This is a genomic window from Pseudomonas sp. rhizo25 (genome assembly GCF_031931935.1).
GTDB classification, from domain to species: Bacteria; Pseudomonadota; Gammaproteobacteria; order Pseudomonadales; family Pseudomonadaceae; genus Aquipseudomonas; species Aquipseudomonas synxantha.
The window spans coordinates 415,922-435,080 of the sequence record NZ_JAUJXA010000003.1 but is presented as its reverse complement, the minus strand read 5'-3'; the positions used below and the strand labels follow the sequence as shown (position 1 = coordinate 435,080).

General features: G+C 60.1%; 17 protein-coding genes. 11 read left to right on the top strand and 6 right to left on the bottom strand.

The window, feature by feature from the left end:
* Positions 1 to 16: 16 nt before the first annotated feature.
* Complete coding sequence (locus tag QZR30_RS08955) at positions 17 to 742, bottom strand: autoinducer binding domain-containing protein (protein ID WP_046072458.1); 726 nt, start codon at positions 740 to 742, stop codon at positions 17 to 19.
* Between the two features lie 388 nt (positions 743 to 1,130).
* Between QZR30_RS08955 and QZR30_RS08950 the strand changes: the two genes are divergently transcribed.
* The 8 genes from QZR30_RS08950 to QZR30_RS08915 all read left to right on the top strand — a co-directional run bounded on the left by QZR30_RS08950 (position 1,131) and on the right by QZR30_RS08915 (position 9,386).
* Positions 1,131 to 1,622 (top strand): PhzA/PhzB family protein, encoded by a 492-nt coding sequence (locus QZR30_RS08950; RefSeq protein ID WP_046068155.1) that lies wholly within the window; start codon positions 1,131 to 1,133, stop codon positions 1,620 to 1,622.
* Between the two features lie 25 nt (positions 1,623 to 1,647).
* Positions 1,648 to 2,136: a PhzA/PhzB family protein gene (locus tag QZR30_RS08945; RefSeq protein WP_046068156.1), complete on the top strand. Its 489-nt coding sequence runs from the start codon at positions 1,648 to 1,650 to the stop codon at positions 2,134 to 2,136.
* Between the two features lie 24 nt (positions 2,137 to 2,160).
* Complete coding sequence (locus QZR30_RS08940; RefSeq protein WP_046068157.1) at positions 2,161 to 3,363, top strand: 3-deoxy-7-phosphoheptulonate synthase; 1,203 nt, start codon at positions 2,161 to 2,163, stop codon at positions 3,361 to 3,363.
* Positions 3,364 to 3,378: 15 nt separating this feature from the next.
* Positions 3,379 to 4,002, top strand: coding sequence for an isochorismatase family protein (locus tag QZR30_RS08935; RefSeq protein ID WP_056847860.1), 624 nt, complete (start codon positions 3,379 to 3,381; stop codon positions 4,000 to 4,002).
* A gap of 20 nt (positions 4,003 to 4,022) precedes the next feature.
* The gene (locus QZR30_RS08930; RefSeq protein ID WP_420794070.1) at positions 4,023 to 5,912 is read left to right on the top strand and encodes an anthranilate synthase family protein; all 1,890 of its coding nucleotides are present in this window, start codon (positions 4,023 to 4,025) and stop codon (positions 5,910 to 5,912) included.
* Between the two features lie 2 nt (positions 5,913 to 5,914).
* Positions 5,915 to 6,751 carry a PhzF family phenazine biosynthesis protein gene (locus QZR30_RS08925; protein ID WP_059397339.1) on the top strand — a complete coding sequence of 279 codons (837 nt, stop codon included), beginning with the start codon at positions 5,915 to 5,917 and terminating at the stop codon, positions 6,749 to 6,751.
* Complete coding sequence (phzG, locus tag QZR30_RS08920) at positions 6,748 to 7,416, top strand: phenazine biosynthesis FMN-dependent oxidase PhzG (RefSeq protein ID WP_059397338.1); 669 nt, start codon at positions 6,748 to 6,750, stop codon at positions 7,414 to 7,416. Before QZR30_RS08925 ends, phzG begins: the two co-directional genes overlap by 4 nt.
* 677 nt (positions 7,417 to 8,093) lie before the next feature.
* The gene (locus QZR30_RS08915; RefSeq protein ID WP_046068162.1) at positions 8,094 to 9,386 is read left to right on the top strand and encodes an MFS transporter; all 1,293 of its coding nucleotides are present in this window, start codon (positions 8,094 to 8,096) and stop codon (positions 9,384 to 9,386) included.
* Positions 9,387 to 9,433: 47 nt separating this feature from the next.
* Here QZR30_RS08915 and QZR30_RS08910 read toward each other — a convergent pair whose 3' ends face one another.
* Positions 9,434 to 11,167, bottom strand: coding sequence for a hydrogenase maturation protein (locus QZR30_RS08910; RefSeq protein ID WP_059397337.1), 1,734 nt, complete (start codon positions 11,165 to 11,167; stop codon positions 9,434 to 9,436).
* Between the two features lie 110 nt (positions 11,168 to 11,277).
* A complete protein-coding gene (locus QZR30_RS08905) occupies positions 11,278 to 12,189 on the bottom strand; it encodes a LysR family transcriptional regulator (RefSeq protein WP_311903204.1) in 912 nt (303 codons plus the stop codon).
* A 141-nt stretch (positions 12,190 to 12,330) separates the two neighbouring features.
* Here QZR30_RS08905 and QZR30_RS08900 point away from each other — a divergent pair, with 141 nt between their 5' ends.
* A complete protein-coding gene (locus tag QZR30_RS08900) occupies positions 12,331 to 13,536 on the top strand; it encodes an MFS transporter (protein ID WP_311903203.1) in 1,206 nt (401 codons plus the stop codon).
* A 5-nt stretch (positions 13,537 to 13,541) separates the two neighbouring features.
* Here QZR30_RS08900 and QZR30_RS08895 read toward each other — a convergent pair whose 3' ends face one another.
* Together QZR30_RS08895 and QZR30_RS08890 are read right to left on the bottom strand one after the other, a co-directional pair.
* Positions 13,542 to 14,885, bottom strand: coding sequence for a DUF6687 family protein (locus QZR30_RS08895; protein ID WP_311903202.1), 1,344 nt, complete (start codon positions 14,883 to 14,885; stop codon positions 13,542 to 13,544).
* Positions 14,886 to 14,910: 25 nt separating this feature from the next.
* Positions 14,911 to 16,332 carry an MFS transporter gene (locus QZR30_RS08890; RefSeq protein WP_311903201.1) on the bottom strand — a complete coding sequence of 474 codons (1,422 nt, stop codon included), beginning with the start codon at positions 16,330 to 16,332 and terminating at the stop codon, positions 14,911 to 14,913.
* 197 nt (positions 16,333 to 16,529) lie between these two features.
* Here QZR30_RS08890 and QZR30_RS08885 point away from each other — a divergent pair, with 197 nt between their 5' ends.
* Together QZR30_RS08885 and QZR30_RS08880 are read left to right on the top strand one after the other, a co-directional pair.
* On the top strand, positions 16,530 to 17,183 hold the full coding sequence (locus QZR30_RS08885; RefSeq protein ID WP_306957944.1) for a helix-turn-helix transcriptional regulator: 654 nt from the start codon (positions 16,530 to 16,532) through the stop codon (positions 17,181 to 17,183).
* A gap of 55 nt (positions 17,184 to 17,238) precedes the next feature.
* Positions 17,239 to 18,141, top strand: a complete 903-nt coding sequence (locus QZR30_RS08880; protein WP_046068168.1) for a LysR family transcriptional regulator — start codon at positions 17,239 to 17,241, stop codon at positions 18,139 to 18,141.
* Between the two features lies 1 nt (position 18,142).
* Here QZR30_RS08880 and QZR30_RS08875 read toward each other — a convergent pair whose 3' ends face one another.
* Positions 18,143 to 19,075, bottom strand: a complete 933-nt coding sequence (locus tag QZR30_RS08875; protein ID WP_046068169.1) for a cupin — start codon at positions 19,073 to 19,075, stop codon at positions 18,143 to 18,145.
* Positions 19,076 to 19,159 lie beyond the last annotated feature (84 nt).

Genomic DNA, 19,159 nt, shown 5'->3' with positions numbered 1-19,159 from the left:
GCGCAGCAGGTGAACCTCAGATATAGCCCAGCGCGACGGCGTAAGACACAGCCTGTACGCGGTTGCTGGCGCCGATTTTGCGTTGGATGTTGCGATGATGGTAGTTCACGGTGTCGGTGCACACGCCCATGATCACGCCAATTTCCTCCGAGGTCTTGCCATCGGCGGTCCAGCGCAACACATCACATTCGCGCTCGCTGAACTCCACATCCTTGTTGAACGCACGTACATCAGTCTCCAGCGCCGAAATCTTCTCCAGGGCCGCCGCCGCAAACGCTTTGGTCACTGGCTTCAATGCTTCGAATTCCTGAAGGCTGATGGCGTTGTCCTTGCGTGCCAGGCTTAACACCCCGACCCTGCCCTGGGTGTTGAACGAAGGTTGGGCCAGGCCATGGCATAGCCTCGAGTCGTTGGCTTCTGACCACAGGTCCGGGCAGTCTCGGAACAACTCATTGCTCCATAAAATGGGGGCCGACGAGATTTTGCTGTGTTTCACCGTGGGGTCGATCAGCGCATAGTTAGCGGCTTGATAGCGTTGTAGCCAGTGCTCGGGATAGTTGCCGTACATATAGGTCTTGGGCCGCATGAACGGCGTCACGCTGCACATGCCATAGGCGAAAAAATCGAATCGCAGTTCACGCAAGGCTCTCAATGCAACAACGGTGAACTCCTCCATGTTCATGGCTTTTGCAAAGATACTGTAAAAATAAGCATCCCATCCCAACAGCTGTCCTAATTCCATTTTGAACACCTATAACACTCCAAGGGAGTCGTGAGACTAAACCAACCTGAACATCTGTCAACTCCCAAAATCAACAGTCATAGACTGCTTCGCACTAGCGACATGTTTTTTATGTCTAACCCAACTAACTAGCCATAGGCCACTGTTTCTCAGCCGACGAATGAGCCTGCCCCTTCATAATAATGCAACACTCCATCCGACCGATCGCGCCCGCCCTGAGCCACTACAAGATCTGGTAGTTCCAAGCCCGAGAAACGCAGGTGTATAAACAACACCGCACAAAACGATCAATGCGAAACAGTTCAAAAGCATTCAATTTCGTCGCATGCAATTAACTAATTATTTAATTGATGTCCGCAATTTCAATCAACTAAGGAGAACATTGCCCATGCCCGGTTCGCTTTCATCTGGCGGCTTTAATGACCATCTTGAACTACGCCAAAAAAACCGCGCCACTGTTGATCAGTACATGCGTACCAACGGCGAAGACCGCCTGCGCCGGCATGAGCTGTTCACACAAGATGGCAGCGGCGGCTCCTGGAACACTGAAACCGGTGAACCCCTTGTCTTCAAGGGCCACGCGAAGCTGGCCGCGCTCGGCGTATGGCTGCAACAGTGCTTCCCAGACTGGCAATGGCACAACGTCCGGGTGTTTGAAACCGACAACCCCAACCACTTCTGGGTGGAAAGTGACGGTCGCGGCACTACTCGAGTTCCTGGTTATCCGGAAGGTTATTGCGAAAACCACTACATCCACTCCTTCGAGCTGGACAACGGCAAGATCACGCAAAACCGTGAGTTCATGAACCCGTTTGAACAACTTCGCGCCTTGGGCATCCCGGTGCCAAAAATCAAGCGTGAAGGTATCCCCGCCTCATAAGTCCTTTATTCATTGGAGATCGAGCATGCCTGATAGCACAGTGCACCAACCTATCACTGACGATACTGAACTACGTCGCAAGAATCGCGCCACGGTTGAACAATATATGCGCACCAAAGGCCAGGACCGCCTGCGCCGGCACGAATTGTTTACCGAAGACGGTTCAGGCGGCTTATGGACCACCGACACGGGTGCACCGATTGTAATCAGTGGCAAAGCTAAGTTGGCTGAACATGCTGTTTGGTCACTCAAGTGTTTCCCGGATTGGGAATGGTACAACGTCAAGGTATTTGAAACCGATGACCCCAACCATATCTGGGTCGAGTGTGATGGCCACGGCAAAATTCTCTTTCCTGGTTACCCGGAAGGTTATTACGAGAACCACTTCTTGCACTCCTTCGAGCTGCAAGACGGCAAAGTAAAACGCAATCGCGAATTCATGAATGTCTTTCAACAATTGCGCGCCTTGGGTATTCCAGTGCCGCACATCAAGCGTGAAGGCATTCCTGCCTGATCCTTTTGGGAGAGTGATCGCATCATGGAAGACTTACTGAAACGGGTTCTGAAGTGTGAAGCGTTGCAGCAACCTCAATGGAGCGAGCCCTCACAATTGCATGACGCGCAGGCCTATCTCAGGGACAGCGCGTCACTGATTCGCGTTGAAGATATCCTGGTGTTGCGCGCGACCCTGGCCAGGGTCGCGGCTGGCGAAGCGATGATCATCCAGTGCGGCGACTGCGCCGAGGACATGGATGAAAGCGCTGCCGACCATGTGACCCGCAAAGCCGCGCTGCTGGACATATTGGCCGGGACGTTCAGGCTGGTCACCCAGCAACCGGTGGTGCGGGTGGGGCGAATTGCCGGGCAGTTTGCCAAGCCTCGCTCCAACCACAGCGAACGCATCGGCGATGTTGAGTTGCCGGTGTACCGCGGCGATATGGTCAACGGTCGTGAGGCCGTCCCCGGCCATCGCCAGCATGATGCGCAACGCTTGGTACGAGGCTATCGCGCCGCTCAGGACATCATGCAACACCTGGGATGGAAGGAACCGTCCGGCCAGGAGCAGCTCACCGGCTCCCCTGCCTGGACCAGTCACGAGATGCTGGTGCTCGACTACGAACTGCCGCAAGTGCGCCAGGACGAACAGGGCCGGACATTCCTTGGCTCTACCCATTGGCCGTGGATTGGCGAGCGTACCCGTCAGCTGACGGGCGCTCACGTAGCGCTGCTCAGCGAAGTGCTCAACCCGGTGGCCTGCAAGGTCGGCCCGGATATCACCCAGGATCAGTTACTGAGCCTGTGCGAGCGCCTGGACCCCAGGCGCGAGCCCGGCCGGCTGACGCTGATTGCCCGCATGGGCGCCCACAAGGTCGCCGACCGCCTGCCACCGCTGGTTGAAGCGGTGCGCCGTGCTGGCCACAAGATCATCTGGCTCAGCGACCCGATGCACGGCAATACCATCGTCGCGCCCTGTGGCAATAAGACCCGCATGGTGCAGACCATCACCGACGAAATCACCGCCTTCAAACATGCCGTGATCTCGGCCGGTGGCGTGGCCGGCGGTCTGCATCTGGAAACCACTCCCGATGACGTCAGCGAGTGCGCCTCCGATGCCGCCGGCCTGAGCCAGGTTGCCAGCCACTACAAAAGCCTGTGCGACCCGCGCCTGAACCCCTGGCAAGCCATTACTGCGGTGATGGCCTGGAAAGCCTGCCCTCCTCCCTCTTTTGTTTCCCTTTGACTGGAGTTTGTCGCCATGACCGGCATTCCATCGATCGTCCCCTACGCCCTGCCTACCTCCCTCGACCTGCCCGCCAACCTCGCGCAATGGCACATTGACCCCGAACGCGCCGTACTGTTGGTGCATGACATGCAGCGCTACTTCCTGCGGCCGTTGCCGGATGCCTTGCGTGACGAAGTGGTGGGCAATGCCGCACGCATTCGCCAGTGGGCTGCCGACAACGGCGTGCCAGTGGCCTACACCGCCCAGCCGGGCAGCATGAACGAGGCGCAACGCGGGCTGCTCAAGGACTTCTGGGGCCCGGGCATGAAGGCCAGCCCGACCGACCGCGAGGTCGTCGACGCCCTCACCCCCCAGCCCGGTGACTGGCTGCTGACCAAGTGGCGCTACAGCGCGTTCTTCAATTCCGACTTACTGCAACGCATGCACGCCAGCGGGCGCGATCAGTTGATCCTGTGTGGGGTGTATGCCCATGTCGGGGTGTTGATTTCCAGCGTGGACGCGTACTCCAACGATATCCAACCCTTCCTCGTTGCCGACGCTATTGCCGACTTCAGCAAGGAGCACCATTGGATGGCTATGGAATACGCCGCCAGCCGTTGCGCCATGGTCATCACCACCGATGAGGTGGTGCTATGAGCCAAGCCGCCGCCCGCCTAATGGAACGCATCCTGCAACCGGTGCCCGAACCCTTTGCCCTCTTGTATCGTCCGGAATCCAGCGGCCCAGGGCTGCTGAATGTGCTGATTGGCGAGATGTCGCAGCCGCAGGTCCTGGCTGATATCGACTTGCCCGCCCCCTCGATCGGGGCCCCTCGCCTGGATGTACTGACGCTGATTCCCTACTGCCAGATTGCCGAACGGGGCTTTGCGGCGGTGGACGATCAGTCGCCGCTGCTGGCGATGAAGATTACCGAGCAGCAAACCATCAGCATCGAGCAGATGCTGGCGTTACTGCCCAACGTGCCGATCCAGTTGAATAACGAACGCTTCGATCTCAGCGACGCCAGCTATGCCGAGATCGTCAGCCAGGTGATCGCCAACGAAATCGGCTCCGGGGAAGGCGCCAACTTCGTGATCAAGCGCACCTTCCTGGCGGAGATCAGCGAGTACCAGCCGGCCAGTGCGCTGTCGTTCTTTCGTCATCTGCTGGAACGGGAGAAAGGCGTCTATTGGACATTCATCATTCACACCGGCGGCCGCACCTTCGTCGGTGCGTCTCCCGAGCGCCACATCAGCGTCAAGGATGGGCTCGCGGTGATGAACCCCATCAGCGGCACTTACCGCTACCCTCCTGCCGGCCCCAGCCTGACGGAGGTCATGGACTTCCTGGCCGACCGCAAGGAGGCCGATGAGCTGTACATGGTGGTCGATGAAGAACTGAAAATGATGGCGCGTATTTGTGAAGACGGCGGACACGTCCTCGGTCCATACCTCAAGGAAATGACCCATCTGGCGCACACCGAGTACTTCATCGAAGGCAAGACCCGTCGCGATGTGCGCGAAATCCTGCACGAAACCCTGTTCGCCCCGACGGTCACCGGCAGCCCGCTGGAAAGCGCCTGCCGGGTGATCCGGCGCTATGAGCCGCAAGGCAGGGCGTACTACAGCGGCATGGCTGCGCTGATTGGCAGCGATGGCAAGGGCGGACGCTCCCTGGACTCGGCGATTCTGATTCGCACCGCCGACATCGATAACAGCGGGCAGGTTCGGATCAGTGTGGGTTCGACCATCGTGCGGCACTCCGAACCGATGACCGAAGCCGCCGAAAGCCGGGCCAAGGCTGCGGGCCTGATCGCCGCGCTGAAAAACCAGGCTGCCTCGCGCTTCGGCGACCACCTGCAGGTGCGCGCGGCATTGGCCAGCCGCAATGCCTACGTCTCGGATTTCTGGCTGATGAACAGCCAGCAACGGCAACAGACCCAGGCCGACTTCAGTGGCCGCCAGGTGCTGATCGTCGACGCCGAAGACACGTTCACCTCAATGATCGCCAAACAGCTGCGGGCCCTGGGCCTGGTGGTGACGGTGCGCAATTTCAGTGATGAGTACAGTTTCGACGGTTACGACCTGGTGATCATGGGCCCTGGCCCTGGCAACCCGAGCGATGTGCAACAGCCGAAAATCGACCATCTGCACGTGGCCATCCGTTCCCTACTCAGCCAGCAGCGACCGTTCCTCGCGGTGTGCCTGAGTCATCAGGTATTGAGCCTGTGCCTGGGCCTGGAGCTACAACGCAAGGCCATTCCCAACCAGGGCGTGCAAAAACAGATCGACCTGTTCGGCAACGCCGAACGAGTGGGTTTCTACAACACGTTCGCGGCGCGCAGCTCCAGTGACCGCCTGGACATCGACGGCATCGGCACCGTCGAGATCAGTCGCGACAGCGAGACCGGCGAGGTACATGCCCTGCGTGGGCCGGCGTTTGCCTCCATGCAGTTTCATGCCGAGTCGCTTTTGACCCAGGAAGGCCCGCGCATCATCGCCGACCTGCTGCGACACGCCCTCATCCACACACCTGTCGACAGCAGCGTTTCGGCCGCCGGGAGATAACCATGCACAACTACGTCATTATCGACGCCTTTGCCAGCGTCCCGCTGGAAGGCAATCCGGTCGCGGTGTTCTTTGACGCCGATGATTTACCGCCCGCGCAAATGCAACGCATCGCCCGAGAAATGAACCTCTCGGAGACCACCTTTGTGCTCAAGCCGCGCAACGGTGGAGATGCGCTGATCCGAATTTTCACACCGGTCAACGAACTGCCTTTTGCCGGGCACCCGTTGCTGGGTACGGCCATTGCCCTGGGAGCACATACCGACAACCACCGGCTGTATCTGGAAACCCAGATGGGCACCATCGCCTTTGAACTGGAGCGCCAGAACGGCAGCGTCATCGCCGCCAGCATGGACCAGCCGATCCCGACCTGGACGGCCCTGGGCCGCGACGCCGAACTGCTCAAGGCCTTGGGCATCAGTGACTCGACCTTTCCCATCGAGATCTATCACAACGGCCCGCGCCATGTGTTTGTCGGCCTGCCGAGCATTGAAGCGTTATCGGCCCTGCACCCCGACCACCGTGCACTGTCCAACTTCCATGACATGGCGATCAACTGTTTTGCCGGCGCAGGACGGCGTTGGCGCAGCCGCATGTTCTCACCGGCCTACGGCGTTGTGGAGGATGCGGCCACAGGCTCCGCCGCCGGGCCATTGGCGATTCATCTGGCGCGCCATAGCCAGATTGAGTTTGGCCAGCCAGTCGAGATTTTACAGGGTGTGGAAATCGGCCGCCCCTCACTGATGTTCGCCAAAGCTGAGGGCCGCGCCGAGCAACTGACGCGAGTCGAGGTATCAGGTAATGGCGTCACATTTGGACGGGGGACCATCGTGCTATGAACAGCTCAATACAAGGCAAGCCGCTGTTGGGTAAAGGCATGTCGGAATCCCTCACCGGCACATTGGATGCGCCCTTCCCCGAATATCAGACACTGCCCGCCGACCCCATGAGCGTGCTGCACAATTGGCTGGAGCGTGCGCGCCGCGTGGGCATCCGCGAGCCCAGGGCGCTGGCGCTGGCCACCGCCGACAGCCAGGGCCGGCCCTCCACGCGGATCGTGGTGATCAGCGAGATCAGTGACGCCGGCGTGGTGTTCAGCACCCATGCCGGCAGCCAGAAAGGCCGGGAACTGCTCCACAACCCCTGGGCTTCGGGTGTGCTGTATTGGCGCGAAACCAGTCAGCAAATCATCCTCAATGGCCAGGCCATGCGCTTGCCAGACGCCAAGGCTGATGATGCGTGGCTCAAGCGCCCATATGCCACGCACCCGATGTCATCGGTGTCTCGCCAGAGTGAAGAACTGGAGGACGTGCAGGCCATGCGTAACGCCGCCAGGCAACTGGCGGACGTGCAGGGTCCACTGCCGCGTCCCGAGGGATATTGCGTGTTCGAGTTGCGACTTGAATCGCTGGAGTTCTGGGGAAATGGGCAGGAGCGCTTGCATGAGCGGTTGAGGTATGACCGCAGCGATACAGGCTGGAGGGTGCGGCGTTTGCAGCCCTGAGTAGCATCGGAAATAGCCGGCCTTTCACAAAACCTTCTCCGTGACACATCTCGGTCAAAGGTGGGAGGGGCTTGCACCCGATGAGCATAGGTATCTACACAACTTTGCAGTCGCCAACAGCAACTACGATGCGAAGCGAGCCGCTCTTGATCTTGATCTGCTTTTGATCTCAGGCCCCCCAAATCCCTGTCGGATTACGGGCACACCGAGCCTAAGCGAGGTGCCGAGTGGTGGGGCAAGAGCGTTTGGTTACTTTGCGCTTTTCAAAGTGACCCGCTGTAAAAGCGGAACCAATAGTGGCCGTTGCCCAAATAACGGATATGTACTCGGTCTGATCCAACATTCTGGTCGGCTGTCAGGCCGCCATCGGGGGCAAGCCCCCTCCCACAGTGTCCGACGGCGTACCAGAGGCTGTGTAGATACCTGTGCCCGCTACCTGCGTCCTAACGTCGCAGCAGCCAGCTCTTGGAAAATCCCACACAAGCCTTAGAATCGCGCGCTCGCTTGCAGTCGTCGGGACTTGATGACTGGAGGCTTCAGCAACGCGTACCTGAATGGCTGGCCACACATTCGTCGATGTGTGTCCGACTCAACCACCCTCATTTGCACAACACACTTCGGTTTGGCAATCGCACGCACGCCTGTGCCTGTTTCGCTGTTCGATTCTAGAGGTCTTTATGTCTCCGCGTTTGCTGGCCATGGCGCTGGCGCCCCTGCTCGGGCTGTTCATTGTTGCTCTGGGCAACGGCTTTCTTTCATCCCTGACCACCCTTCGACTGGACGCGGCCGGTGCCTCGGCCACCATGATCGGTATCGTTTCCTCGGCGTACTTCATAGGCCTGACGCTGGGTGCCGTCTTTAATGATCGATTGATTCTGCGCATCGGTCATATCCGCGCCTACGGCAGCTTTGCCTCGCTGATCGCGGTGACCATCCTGCTGCAGGGGTTGTTCTATGACACGTGGGGCTGGTTCGCGCTGCGTCTGGTCAACGGCTGGGCGACGGTCGGGGTGTTCCTGGTGATCGAGAGCTGGCTGTTGCTGGCCGGCGACGCGAAGATCCGTGGGCGCTTGCTCGCGCTGTATATGATCGTGCTGTATGGCGCGGGCGTGCTGGGCCAGGCAGCACTGGGCAAGATCACCGGCCTGAGCGAAAGCGCGCCGTTCATGGTGGCCGGCATGCTCGCTTCGTTGTCGGTGCTGCCTATTGTGATCCTGCCACGGGTGTCGCCGCTGCTGGATCAGGTTGAACCCCTCAAGCCACGGCAACTGCTGGGCGTGACGCCGACCGGGCTGATCGGGTGTTTTGGCTCGGGGGTCACCATTGCGGCGATTTACACCTTGCTGCCGCTGTACCTGCAACGCGCCGGCCTGGACGTCGGCGAGGTCGGCAGCATGATGGCCTGGACAATCCTCGGCGCCATGCTCCTGCAATATCCGGTCGGGCGCTGGTCCGACCACAAGGATCGCTTGCAGGTGCTGACAATTCTGGCGATGGCCTGCACGGTCTTGTCGCTGGTGATCGTATTGTTGCCGTTGTCGTCGCTGATGCTGGCCGTGTTGCTGTTCCTGCTCGGCGGCGCGGTATTTGCGCTTTACCCGGTTGCCGTCAGCCATGCCGCCGACCGCGCCCCTGCCGAGGCGCTGGTACCGATGATCCAGGGCTTGCTGCTGATCAACTCGTTGGGCTCGGCAATCAGTCCGATGATGATCTCACCGCTGATGAATTCGTTCGGCGCAAATGGGCTGTTCTGGGTATTCGCGCTGGTCAACCTGTGCATGGTCACCTTTTTCTTATGGCGCCGTAACAAACGCGCCGCTCCGGCCAATCCCGCACCTTTTGCCGCTGCGGCAACGTTCTCGCCGACCGGTGCTGAATTGCGCGTGACCGAAGATCTGCGCCAGGCGGCGCAGGATCATCCGCCCATGGTCGATGCGTTGAGTGGCGAGCCTACGCACTCCCAGTCCTGAACCACACCCAATCGCCCCCAGCCTGCGCGGCTGGGGGGATTTCGCTCTTAAGCGCTTTCCCGGTTCTGTTGTACTGTCGGATGTGGGCTCAACGCCCAAGCAGCCATCAACCGCTGCGGACTCTGGCAAGTTTTACGCTTGAGCACAAAACCCTGGCACTTTTGCGCAAACTGTTGACGGTTCTGCACCATATCCAACTGCATCTGTGCCAGTTCCTGTTCGCGGCAGCGTTCAACCTGCTGAATATCCATCGCGGCTTTACGTGCGCGTGCTTGAGTGTATTTCTCATCGGTCAACGCACTGCTGGCCTGCTGCATGAGCCACAGGCCAAATGCGTCTGGGCAACGCGGTCCGATGCCTTGGATCATTCCGTATTGCTGGGCTTGGAGGGCACTGATGGGCAGGCATTCTTCGGTGAGTTTATGCGCGATTTCACTGCCGACGGCCCGTGGCAGGCTGTAGGTCCAGTATTCGGAGCCATAAAGCCCCATGGTTTTGTAATGCGGGTTGAGCACGACACCCTCACGGGCCAATACAACATCGGCGGCCAGCGCCAGCATCACGCCGCCTGCGCCAGCGCTGCCGGTCAGGCCGCTGATTACCAGTTGCCTGGCTGTTAGAAGTTCCAGGCACACATCGTCGATGGCCTGGATGTTGGACCAGGCTTCCAGCCCAGGCACCTTGGCCGCCTGGATGACGTTGAGATGAACGCCATTGGAAAAACTGCCGCGCCCGCCCTTGATCAGCAACACCTGGGTATCTCGCGCCTTGGCCCAGCGCAATGCAGCCACCAGGCGTTGGCATTGTTCGGTGCTCATGGCGCCGTTATAGAACTCGAACGTCAGTTCACCGACGTGTCCGGCTTCGCGGTAGCGAATCGGTTGATAGGCCAGCGCATCGGACGTCTGGCAGGCGATGGAGCTATCCAGCACCGGCACGCCGGCCAACTGCTCAGCCAGGACGTGCCGTGCCGGCAGCTTGAAGGTCTCCTCCCCTGGCTGGGCTTTGCGTTTGAGCGAGCCGATCCACAGGCTGCGGTCGCCGGCCGCCACCAGCACGGCGTCGTCCTGTACCGCGAGGATTGCTCCCGGCGTACCCTGGCGTGAATCCAGGTGTGCGTCGTACAGGTAATACTGCCCGCCCTCAAGGCTTGCCAGCACGCCGGGCTGGCCATCAGCGGCGTCGATGCTGCGTTTGATGAAGCTTGCACAATCGAACCAACTGAAGGTGCGGTCGGCCTGGGTCATGTTCGGCTGCAAACGCCCGATGACGTTGGGTTGTGTGTAGTCGAGCGGCACCGGGACGAAACCGTTGGCAAACTTTTGCACCACATCGCGGATGCAAACCATCGCGGCGTCACTCACCGGGCCGTTGTACAGCTCGGATTTGCGCACATCAGTGGGCATGTCGAATTCGCAGGTGGACCAGATCGGCCCGGCATCCATCTCCTCCACCGCTTGCAGGGCTGTGACACCCCAGCGGCTGAGCTGCCCGGTGATGGCCCAATCCAGTGCACTGGCGCCACGGTCGCCGACAATGCCCGGATGGATGATCACTACCGGGCGCTGCGCATGGCTCCACAGCTGCTGTGGCACACGGTCCTTGAGAAAGGGGCAGATCACCAGATCGGCGCCTGAAGCCTCGATCTGCCGGCACACCGAGGCTTCATCGGTGAACACCACCACGCTGGGGTCGTGACCCGCCTGGCGCAGGTCCAGCCAGGCGCGCTGGGTCAAACCGTTGAACGCCGATGATAACAAGAGGATCTTCAATGACCGCATGGCTGACTCTTCCTTGAGAATGCGCGGCCAGAGACACTCCTTGAGCCGTCCCTGGCCTTTGATGGAATCACAAGATTATAGCGCTCGCCGGTACGGTCACCTGATCAGGATCAATCTTGCGTGCCCAGCCCGGCGATCAACGCATCGAGCACCACACGAACCTTGGGCTGCGCCTGGCGGCTCTTGACCCAGGCCAGGTTGATCTCAAACCCTGCTGTCGCCAATTGCGGCAAGACCTGGACCAAGGTTCCGTCGTGCAACTGCTGCTGGATCAGCCATGTTGGCAACTGGACGATACCGCAGCCAGCCAACGCGGCCATCAGCAACCCTTCACCATTACCCACCACCCACTGCGGCGCAGCGTGCTTGTGCAGCGTCATGCCCTGTTCGCCGGTGTAGCGCCACGGGCTGGTACGCCCATCCGCCCAGCCATAGGCGATGCACTGATGGTGGGCGAGGTCGTGCTCCGACACCGGTGTGCCATGACGGGCCAGGTACGCCGGCGCGGCACACAAGACATGCCACTCATGCGCGAGCACCTTGTGCCCTAGCGTCTGCGGCCACTCATCCGCATTGCCGATGTGCACGACGATGTCGGCGCCTTCCCGGAACGGGTCGACCAGGCCATCACAGAAGGTCAGGTGCGGCACCAGCAGCGGATGTGCCTGCATCCATGGAACAAGGAATGGCAGCACCTGGGTGCGACCGAATGTGCCTGGCAGGTCAATGCGCACTCGTCCACGCGGCTCGGTATTTTCCGCTTGCAGGGACAGCTCGGCTTCTTCCAGGTCAGCCAGCACCCCGGTGCAGGTACGCAGGAACGCCGTGCCCGCATCGGTCAATGCCAATACACGCGTCGTACGCTGGAACAGCCGGGCGCCCAGGCGTTTTTCCAGCCTGGCAATGGATTTACTCACGGCAGACGCGGTCAGGGCCATGTTCTCGGCGGCAGCGGCGAAGCTGCCGCATTGCGCAACGCAGACAAACACGTCAATGCCCTTCAAACGTTCGGAGGCAAACATAGACGGTCCTTATTCATGAATTCATTTCCTTAGTCGTTGGAAAAAGCATCCTAAATCAGAATTCACGGCACCAGTAAGCTATGTCTATCCATACAAGCGGCTCATGGCGCTTGCACTTGGTCAATGGACGATGAGGCTCGAATGCTCGCCACGCTTAAAACCTACCCCGCTACCCTCAACCTACTGCTGTGCGCTTCATTGGTACTGACCCTCGCCCGGGCGGTCACCCTGCCCTATCTGGTGATCTACTTGTCGGGCAACTTTGACCTGGGCATTGCCGACATCGGCCTGGTCATCGGCAGCACGCTGATCATCGGCTCTTTATTGAGCCTGTATGGCGGGTTCCTGGTGGACCGCATGCGCAGTTACCCGCTGATTCTCACCTGCTGCGCAGTATTCACCCTGGCTTTTCTTGGCGCGTACGGCGCGTCCCAGCTGTGGCTGTTCTACCTGTGCCTGGTACTGGTCAACCTGGCGTATGCGGTGATTGATATCGCGGTCAAGTCCGGATTCGGCAGCCTGCTCCCCGTCGATCAGCGCAGCGAAGCGTTTTCGATCAAGTACACCCTGACTAATATCGGCTATGCCATCGGGCCATTTCTCGGCGCTGGGGTGGCCAGCCTGGACATCAGCCTGCCGTTCCTGCTGTCGGCGGGGCTTGGGGCCGGCTACTTCCTGATCTACTGCGTATGGGGCGACAAAAACCTGGCGACTGTGGAAACGGGTCAACCACCCACGCAGTTCCTGGCGGTCGGCAAGGTATTGCTGCGTGATTACCGCCTGGTGTGCTTTACGCTCGGTGGTTTATTGAGTGCGGTGGTGTTCGGCCAGTTCACCGCTTACCTCTCGCAGTACCTGGTGGTGATCACTACGCCCGAGACTACCTACCGGATCATCAGCACCGTGGTGGCGACCAACGCCCTTATGGTGATCAGCCTGCAATACAGCCTCGGCAAGCGTATTTCCCCTCGGCACCTGAACGCCTGGCTGGCGGCAGGGCTGAGCTTGTTTATCGTCGGGCTGGGCGGTTTTGCCCTGTCGACCACGCTGGTGGTGTGGGTGATTGCCATGGCGATCTTCACCCTCGGTGAAATCATCGTCTTCCCGGCCGAATACATGTTCATCGACAGCATTGCGCCGAACCACCTGCGGGGCATGTATTACGCGGCGCAGAACCTGGGCAACATCGGCGCCGCGCTCGGGCCGGTGCTATGCGGCCTCGTGCTGGCGACGCAACCGGCGCAGTATATTTTCTACATGCTGATGCTGTTCATCGTTGCCGGTGGGTTGTTCTACTGGCTGGGCGGTCGCATTGCCAGTGATGGGAACCTTGAACCGCTCAGGTGAGGCGCTCAACCTGCCCCGCTCGCCGAACCTGAGCGCGATCCCCGCCAGGCGACGGGTGCAACGGCCAGGAACTGCCTCAGCTCCATCAGTAACATCTCGCTCGAGTACCGCGTAGCGCCTGAATTGGCGCATTTCAACGCCGGCATGATGTTTTCCACGCCGCCGTAGTGCCAGGTACAGCCTTCTCGTTCATCCTGTTGAAGGGCCCGGGTAAAGATCGACAGGTCCCGACGTGGCCGAGGAATTCCTGAAATACGCTCCACCCAGCTCTCGTAACGCTGCCTGACTTCCAGCGCAGCACCGTGAACAATCGCCACGACACCGCAGCGTGTCCGGTTGTGAAAGGCGATGTTCGACAAGCCGAAATAAGGTTGCTGGTAGTCCAGATGGTCCGTAACGAGCGCAGCCGGCAGATGGAACACCGCCAGATCGACATCCTTGTATTCCACCAGCCGCGTATCGGGATGGTTCAACAGGCGTTCACTGCGCGCCAGGTGGTGCATCCCCTCAAGATAGCAATGGGCGTACTGCCCGGGATGCTCCAACACGTGGCCCACCTTCGGCAACACAGCTCGGTAGGTCTGCAGCAAGGCCGTATCGGCATCGAGTACGCCCGGTCGTTTTACTTGGGCCGCCAATGAATTGAGGGTAAAGGCCACTCTCAGCGCTTGGGGCGACGTTCCTCTGGAGAAGTCGCCAAGCCTGGCCACATCAATCAACAAGTCCTGGTGCCGCAGTGCGCTGGCAGGCGACAGAAACGCATAAATCGAAGCCAGCCCATCCAAGTCGAAATGATCGCTGGTGACAATCCTTGCCTCACCCACCGGATTGCCTTCGCGCAGATAACGGAATGCGCTTTGCGTTGACAGGTTGGCTTTATAACGCTGCGGTGTGTGGTTCGATGGCCAATGTGAAAGGGTCAGTAAGGTGGCGGCGTTATCAATGGAGTCCAGCGAGATGTTGGGCACCTGTGCGGTATGCCCCAGCGGTAGATACCGGAACGGACTGTCAGGGTCGATACCGATGGCGTGTTCAATGCCAGCTCCCGGATCAGCCTGCGTACGAGCGGGTATGGTCAAGCGACAGAAACCTGTCTTGATCGGTCCACGCACCAGCTCTCCACTGGTGCCGAGGGCATAGCGCAAGCGAGAGAGGTTTTCTCGACGGATATCGCTCGGGTCGCCATTGCTCAAGACCGTCCCACTGCCCCCGATGGCGCTGGGCAAATCAATGAAGTGGTTGTTGACGATGCCAATGGCCCGCCCACCCAGTACCCGCGTTTCAAGGCTGGACAGCTGTGCGGCGATATCCGGATCGGCCACTAACTCAGATGAACACAAGCGGTTCATGCTCGAACTCCCTTCGAAGAAATAATCAGGCTGCATCCAGCGCTGCGCGCTCGGCTTTGCTTCGTATAACCGGCCGGACGCTGACGAATATGAGCAGCGACAGTGCGGCGTACACCCCAAAGAGCCAGGCTGCGGCACTCGATGCACCCGCCACGCCCCCGGGTGAAGAGAAGCCGCCAAGGTTGACGATCATGCCGGCCAATGCGGCCCCGATCGCCGTAGCGATCAGTTGAACCGTGGTGATCGAAGCGCCAGCCAACTCCTTTTCATCCTCGGCCACGCTTTCCAGCACGCGTGTGAGCAGATGCGGCCACGCCAGGCCGATCCCGGCACCGACCGCCAGCATTCCCGCACACACGCCTGCCACATTGAGCAGTGATGGATCGAACCGTGGTACGAATACAAACGCCAGTACCAAGCCGGCAAAAATGAAGAACGGCGCGATGCCAATGGCACGCAGCGCGGTAGTGGACTTCAGCCCGGAACTGTAAAGCGCCCCCAAGGTCCAGCCCGCCGCCATCAACGCACTGATATAGCCCGCCAGCAACGGTGTCTGCAGGTGCAAGACTTGCAGGAAATACGGCACAAAGACTTCGCTGGTCATGCCGATCACCATCAGGCTCATGGACACGTAAAGCGGCAGTAACGCACCGCGGGCAGCCAGGCCGCCCTTGGGCATCAAGCGCCAGGTCGAGCGGGCCTCTACGCGATAAACCAAATAGAGCAGCAAGAAACCCACGGCCAGGCCGAGCACGCTGTAGATCGCCTCAGGCTTGATACTGCCGACCGAAATGGCCAACACTACGGCGCTCAGAAGCACCAGTTGCGCCCACGGCACCCCGACAGGTCGGGAGGTATCCGCGCTTTTCTTCGGTAGCAGTGCCCAGGCCAGTACCATGAACAACGCGGTGACCGGAATCAGGGCCCAGAATGCGGCGCGCCAGGCATCGTACTCGGCGAATACCCCGCCCACCGCAGGCCCGATCAGCGTTGCAGCACCCCACATGCCTGAGATCAGCGCCATCGCCCGTGGCCACAAGGGCTCGGCGAACACCAGACGAATCATCGCGTAAGGCAGCGCGAACAGCAGCCCCCCGCCCAGGCCTTGAATAGTGCGGCCAAGAATCATGACCGCCATATCCGGCGCCAGGCTGCACACCCCGCTGCCAATGGCAAAGATCACCCCGGCCCAGACATACGCGGCCCTGGCGCCCAGGGCCGTGAGGCACTTGGTGGACAGCACCGAGCCAATGATCGAGGCGACCACAAACAAGGTCGTGTTCCAGGCGTAGTAGTCCAGCCCACCGATATCGGCTACCACTGACGGCAGTATGGTTGTCACCAGATAGACGTTGATGGCGTGAAGTGCGACGCCTCCCGCCAACGCCGCAGAGCGTAATCCGTTCTTCCCAAGGAGTAGCGCTGACCAACCTGTAGTAGATGTCATCCTGATATCCAAGTCTGATTAACCTGGGATCACTGTATTACAAAAGATAAACCTTGTGTAATTAGCCTGTCTTTTTTAAGTGATTTTCCTGACCGCCAAAACTGACTATGCTGGCAGGCCCCGCCCTTATGCAATGGGTGACGCCACAGTCGACGGACGTCAGTGATGCCTTCATTTTCCATGGTTACGTGCAACCTATGACCACCAGAGCTAACGACGACACCCAGGCCTCCACAGCCGATCGCATCCTGTTCATGCTCAAGACCCGTGGCCCCTTGAAGACCACTGAGCTGGCGACCCTGCTTGAAGTGACCTTCGAAGCCACCCGGCAGCACATTCAGAAATTGCAGGCGTCAGAGCTGATCACCGGCATTTGCGCACCGACCAGCGGCGCCGGCCGGCCGTCCCTGAGATGGGCGTTGACCGATACCGGCCACGGCAAGTTTCCGGACGCCCACAGCGTGTTGACCCTGCACCTGATCGAATCCATCGAAGGGGTTTTCGGCACCGAGGGGGTCGAGAAAATAATCGCCAGCATGGAAACCACCAATCGACGCGAGTACCTCCAGGCCTGCGAGAAAGCCTCATCCCTGGAAGAAAAGGTACGCATCCTGGTGGGCATCCGTGAACGTGCCGGTTACATGGCGCAAATGGAGGCGGCGGGCGACGGCTGGCTGCTGATCGAGAATCACTGCCCGATCTGCGCGGCGGCCCGCAAATGCCAGGGCTTCTGCCGGTCGGAACTGCAGATATTCCGCGCAGCCCTGGGCGACAGCGTCGTGGTCGAGCGTTGTGAATACCTGATTTCCGGGGATCGGCGTTGCGTCTACAGCATCCAGCCGCGCATGTGAGCCGTCCTTCCCCTGTCGCCCTTTAATTGCGCCATGCTCGACAACGAGGCAGCCCTTGGACTATTTCGCCGCCCTCACCGCCTTCGTCGAAGCTGCCGAAGGCAATAACTTCTCCCGCGCCGCCGAGCGTCTGGGCATCAAGGCGTCCACGGTGTCGCGCTACGTGAAGGATCTTGAGCAGGACCTGGGCATCGCGTTGTTCAACCGCTCCACTCGCACGCTGCACCTGACGGAAGGTGGCCAGACCTTCCTGATGCACGCTCGCAGGGTGCTGGATGAGCTGGAACACGCCAAGGCCGCCACCTCGGCGTTGAACCAGCAACCCCGAGGCTTGTTGAAACTCAACCTGCCGCCGGCATTTGCCCGGCATCACATCCTCCCGGCCTTGAACGATTTTCGCGCGCGCTACCCGCAAATCAGCGTGGAGCTGGTGCTGGATAACGCCCAGGTCAACCTGATCCATGCCGGCGTCGACCTCGCCATTCGCATTGGCGCGCTGGCCGATTCCACGCTCAAGGCCCGCAAACTCAGTGACGGCCGGTACTATGTGGTGGCCAGTCCGGCGTTCGCGATGCAGTACCCGCCCCCGTCAACGCCCACCGACCTGGCCGGCTTGCCTGCCGTAGTGGGCACGACTTCCAGCGCTATCACTTTTGTGAACGGTGACCTGGCGTTACCGCTGATGCATGCCGCCGGTATTCGCATCAACGACCTCGACGCGCAGTTGATCGCTGCGCGCCAAGGCCTGGGCTTTGCGTTGCTGCCGGATTGGCTGGTGGCCCGCAGCATCGACGCCGGCGAGCTTGTGGTGTGGTTGCCGCAGTGGCGCATTCGCGATGTCGAGCGGGGGTTTGCCGTGTGGTTTGTCTACCCGCCCAAGCGCATCGTGTCGTCCAAGGTCAGGTGTTTTATCGACTTTATCGTTGAGCGACTGGGCCAGGCACCGAACTGGAAATGATTCAGCTGAAACGAATATCCAGGGCGCGCAGATAGGTTTGCAGCCCGGCATCCTGGATCGGGATCAGGAACGCTTCGGTGTCTGATTCATTGAAGTGCGCGTGCCAGTACCCAGGCGGTGTGACAAACGCCAGGCCCGGCGACCAATCCACCCGCTGAGGGTTGCGGATCTGCCCATCCGCATCCAGCTCGGTGCCTACCAGGGAGTAGCACCCCACCGGGCAATCAATGATGAAGTCCAGCGCAATCGACTGATGCCGATGGGGTTTCTGCACCGAGCCCGCCGGCAGGATCCCGTACATTGCCCACAGCACATGGGTCACCGTGCGGGTCTGCGGGAAGTTGCGATTGCCCAGCAGAATGCTGATGCGGCTGCGGTCCTGCGCACGGGGATCATCCGCAGCTTCACGCAGTTTTGCGTTGGCCAGTGCCGCGGGGTACAGCGTCGGCGTAAAACGATCTGCGCTGCGTGTCACCCCCAGGTAACGCAATAACGGTTCATCATGCACGTAGTAAAGGCGCGCATCCTGGCTCGCGCGAAAGTGCGCCGCCTGCAAGCCGGGCAAGGCGATGAAGCAGCCTTTGGACCATTGAATCTCATACGCCCCCTGAACCACGCTGCCCTCCCCGGCAATCACGTAGAACACCTGGGAGGTCGCATTCGGTTGCAGGCTGAGGGTGTCGCCCCGATTAAGGCGCATGAAGTTCGCGCACAGCCCGGGCCCGGTTGCCGGCCCTTCACAGCCCAGGGCGTCGCTGAGGTCCAGCGGTATCACGCGCGAGGGGCCGCTGGCATACAGCGAGGCGGGAAAGCTGTGGTAGGGAATCCGTGGGATGAGATTGGCGCTGATGGGGTTGGCCGCCTTGCTGTATTCGAAGTACTCGGCGTCCACTTGGTTCATGTCGCTTGGTGCGGGTTGCAATTCACGGTTCATCTGGCTCACCTCGGTCTGCGCTAGTGAGGGAACTATAGGCATGGCGGCTCAGCGGATTAACCCCTGGAGCTGCACAGCAGTTGT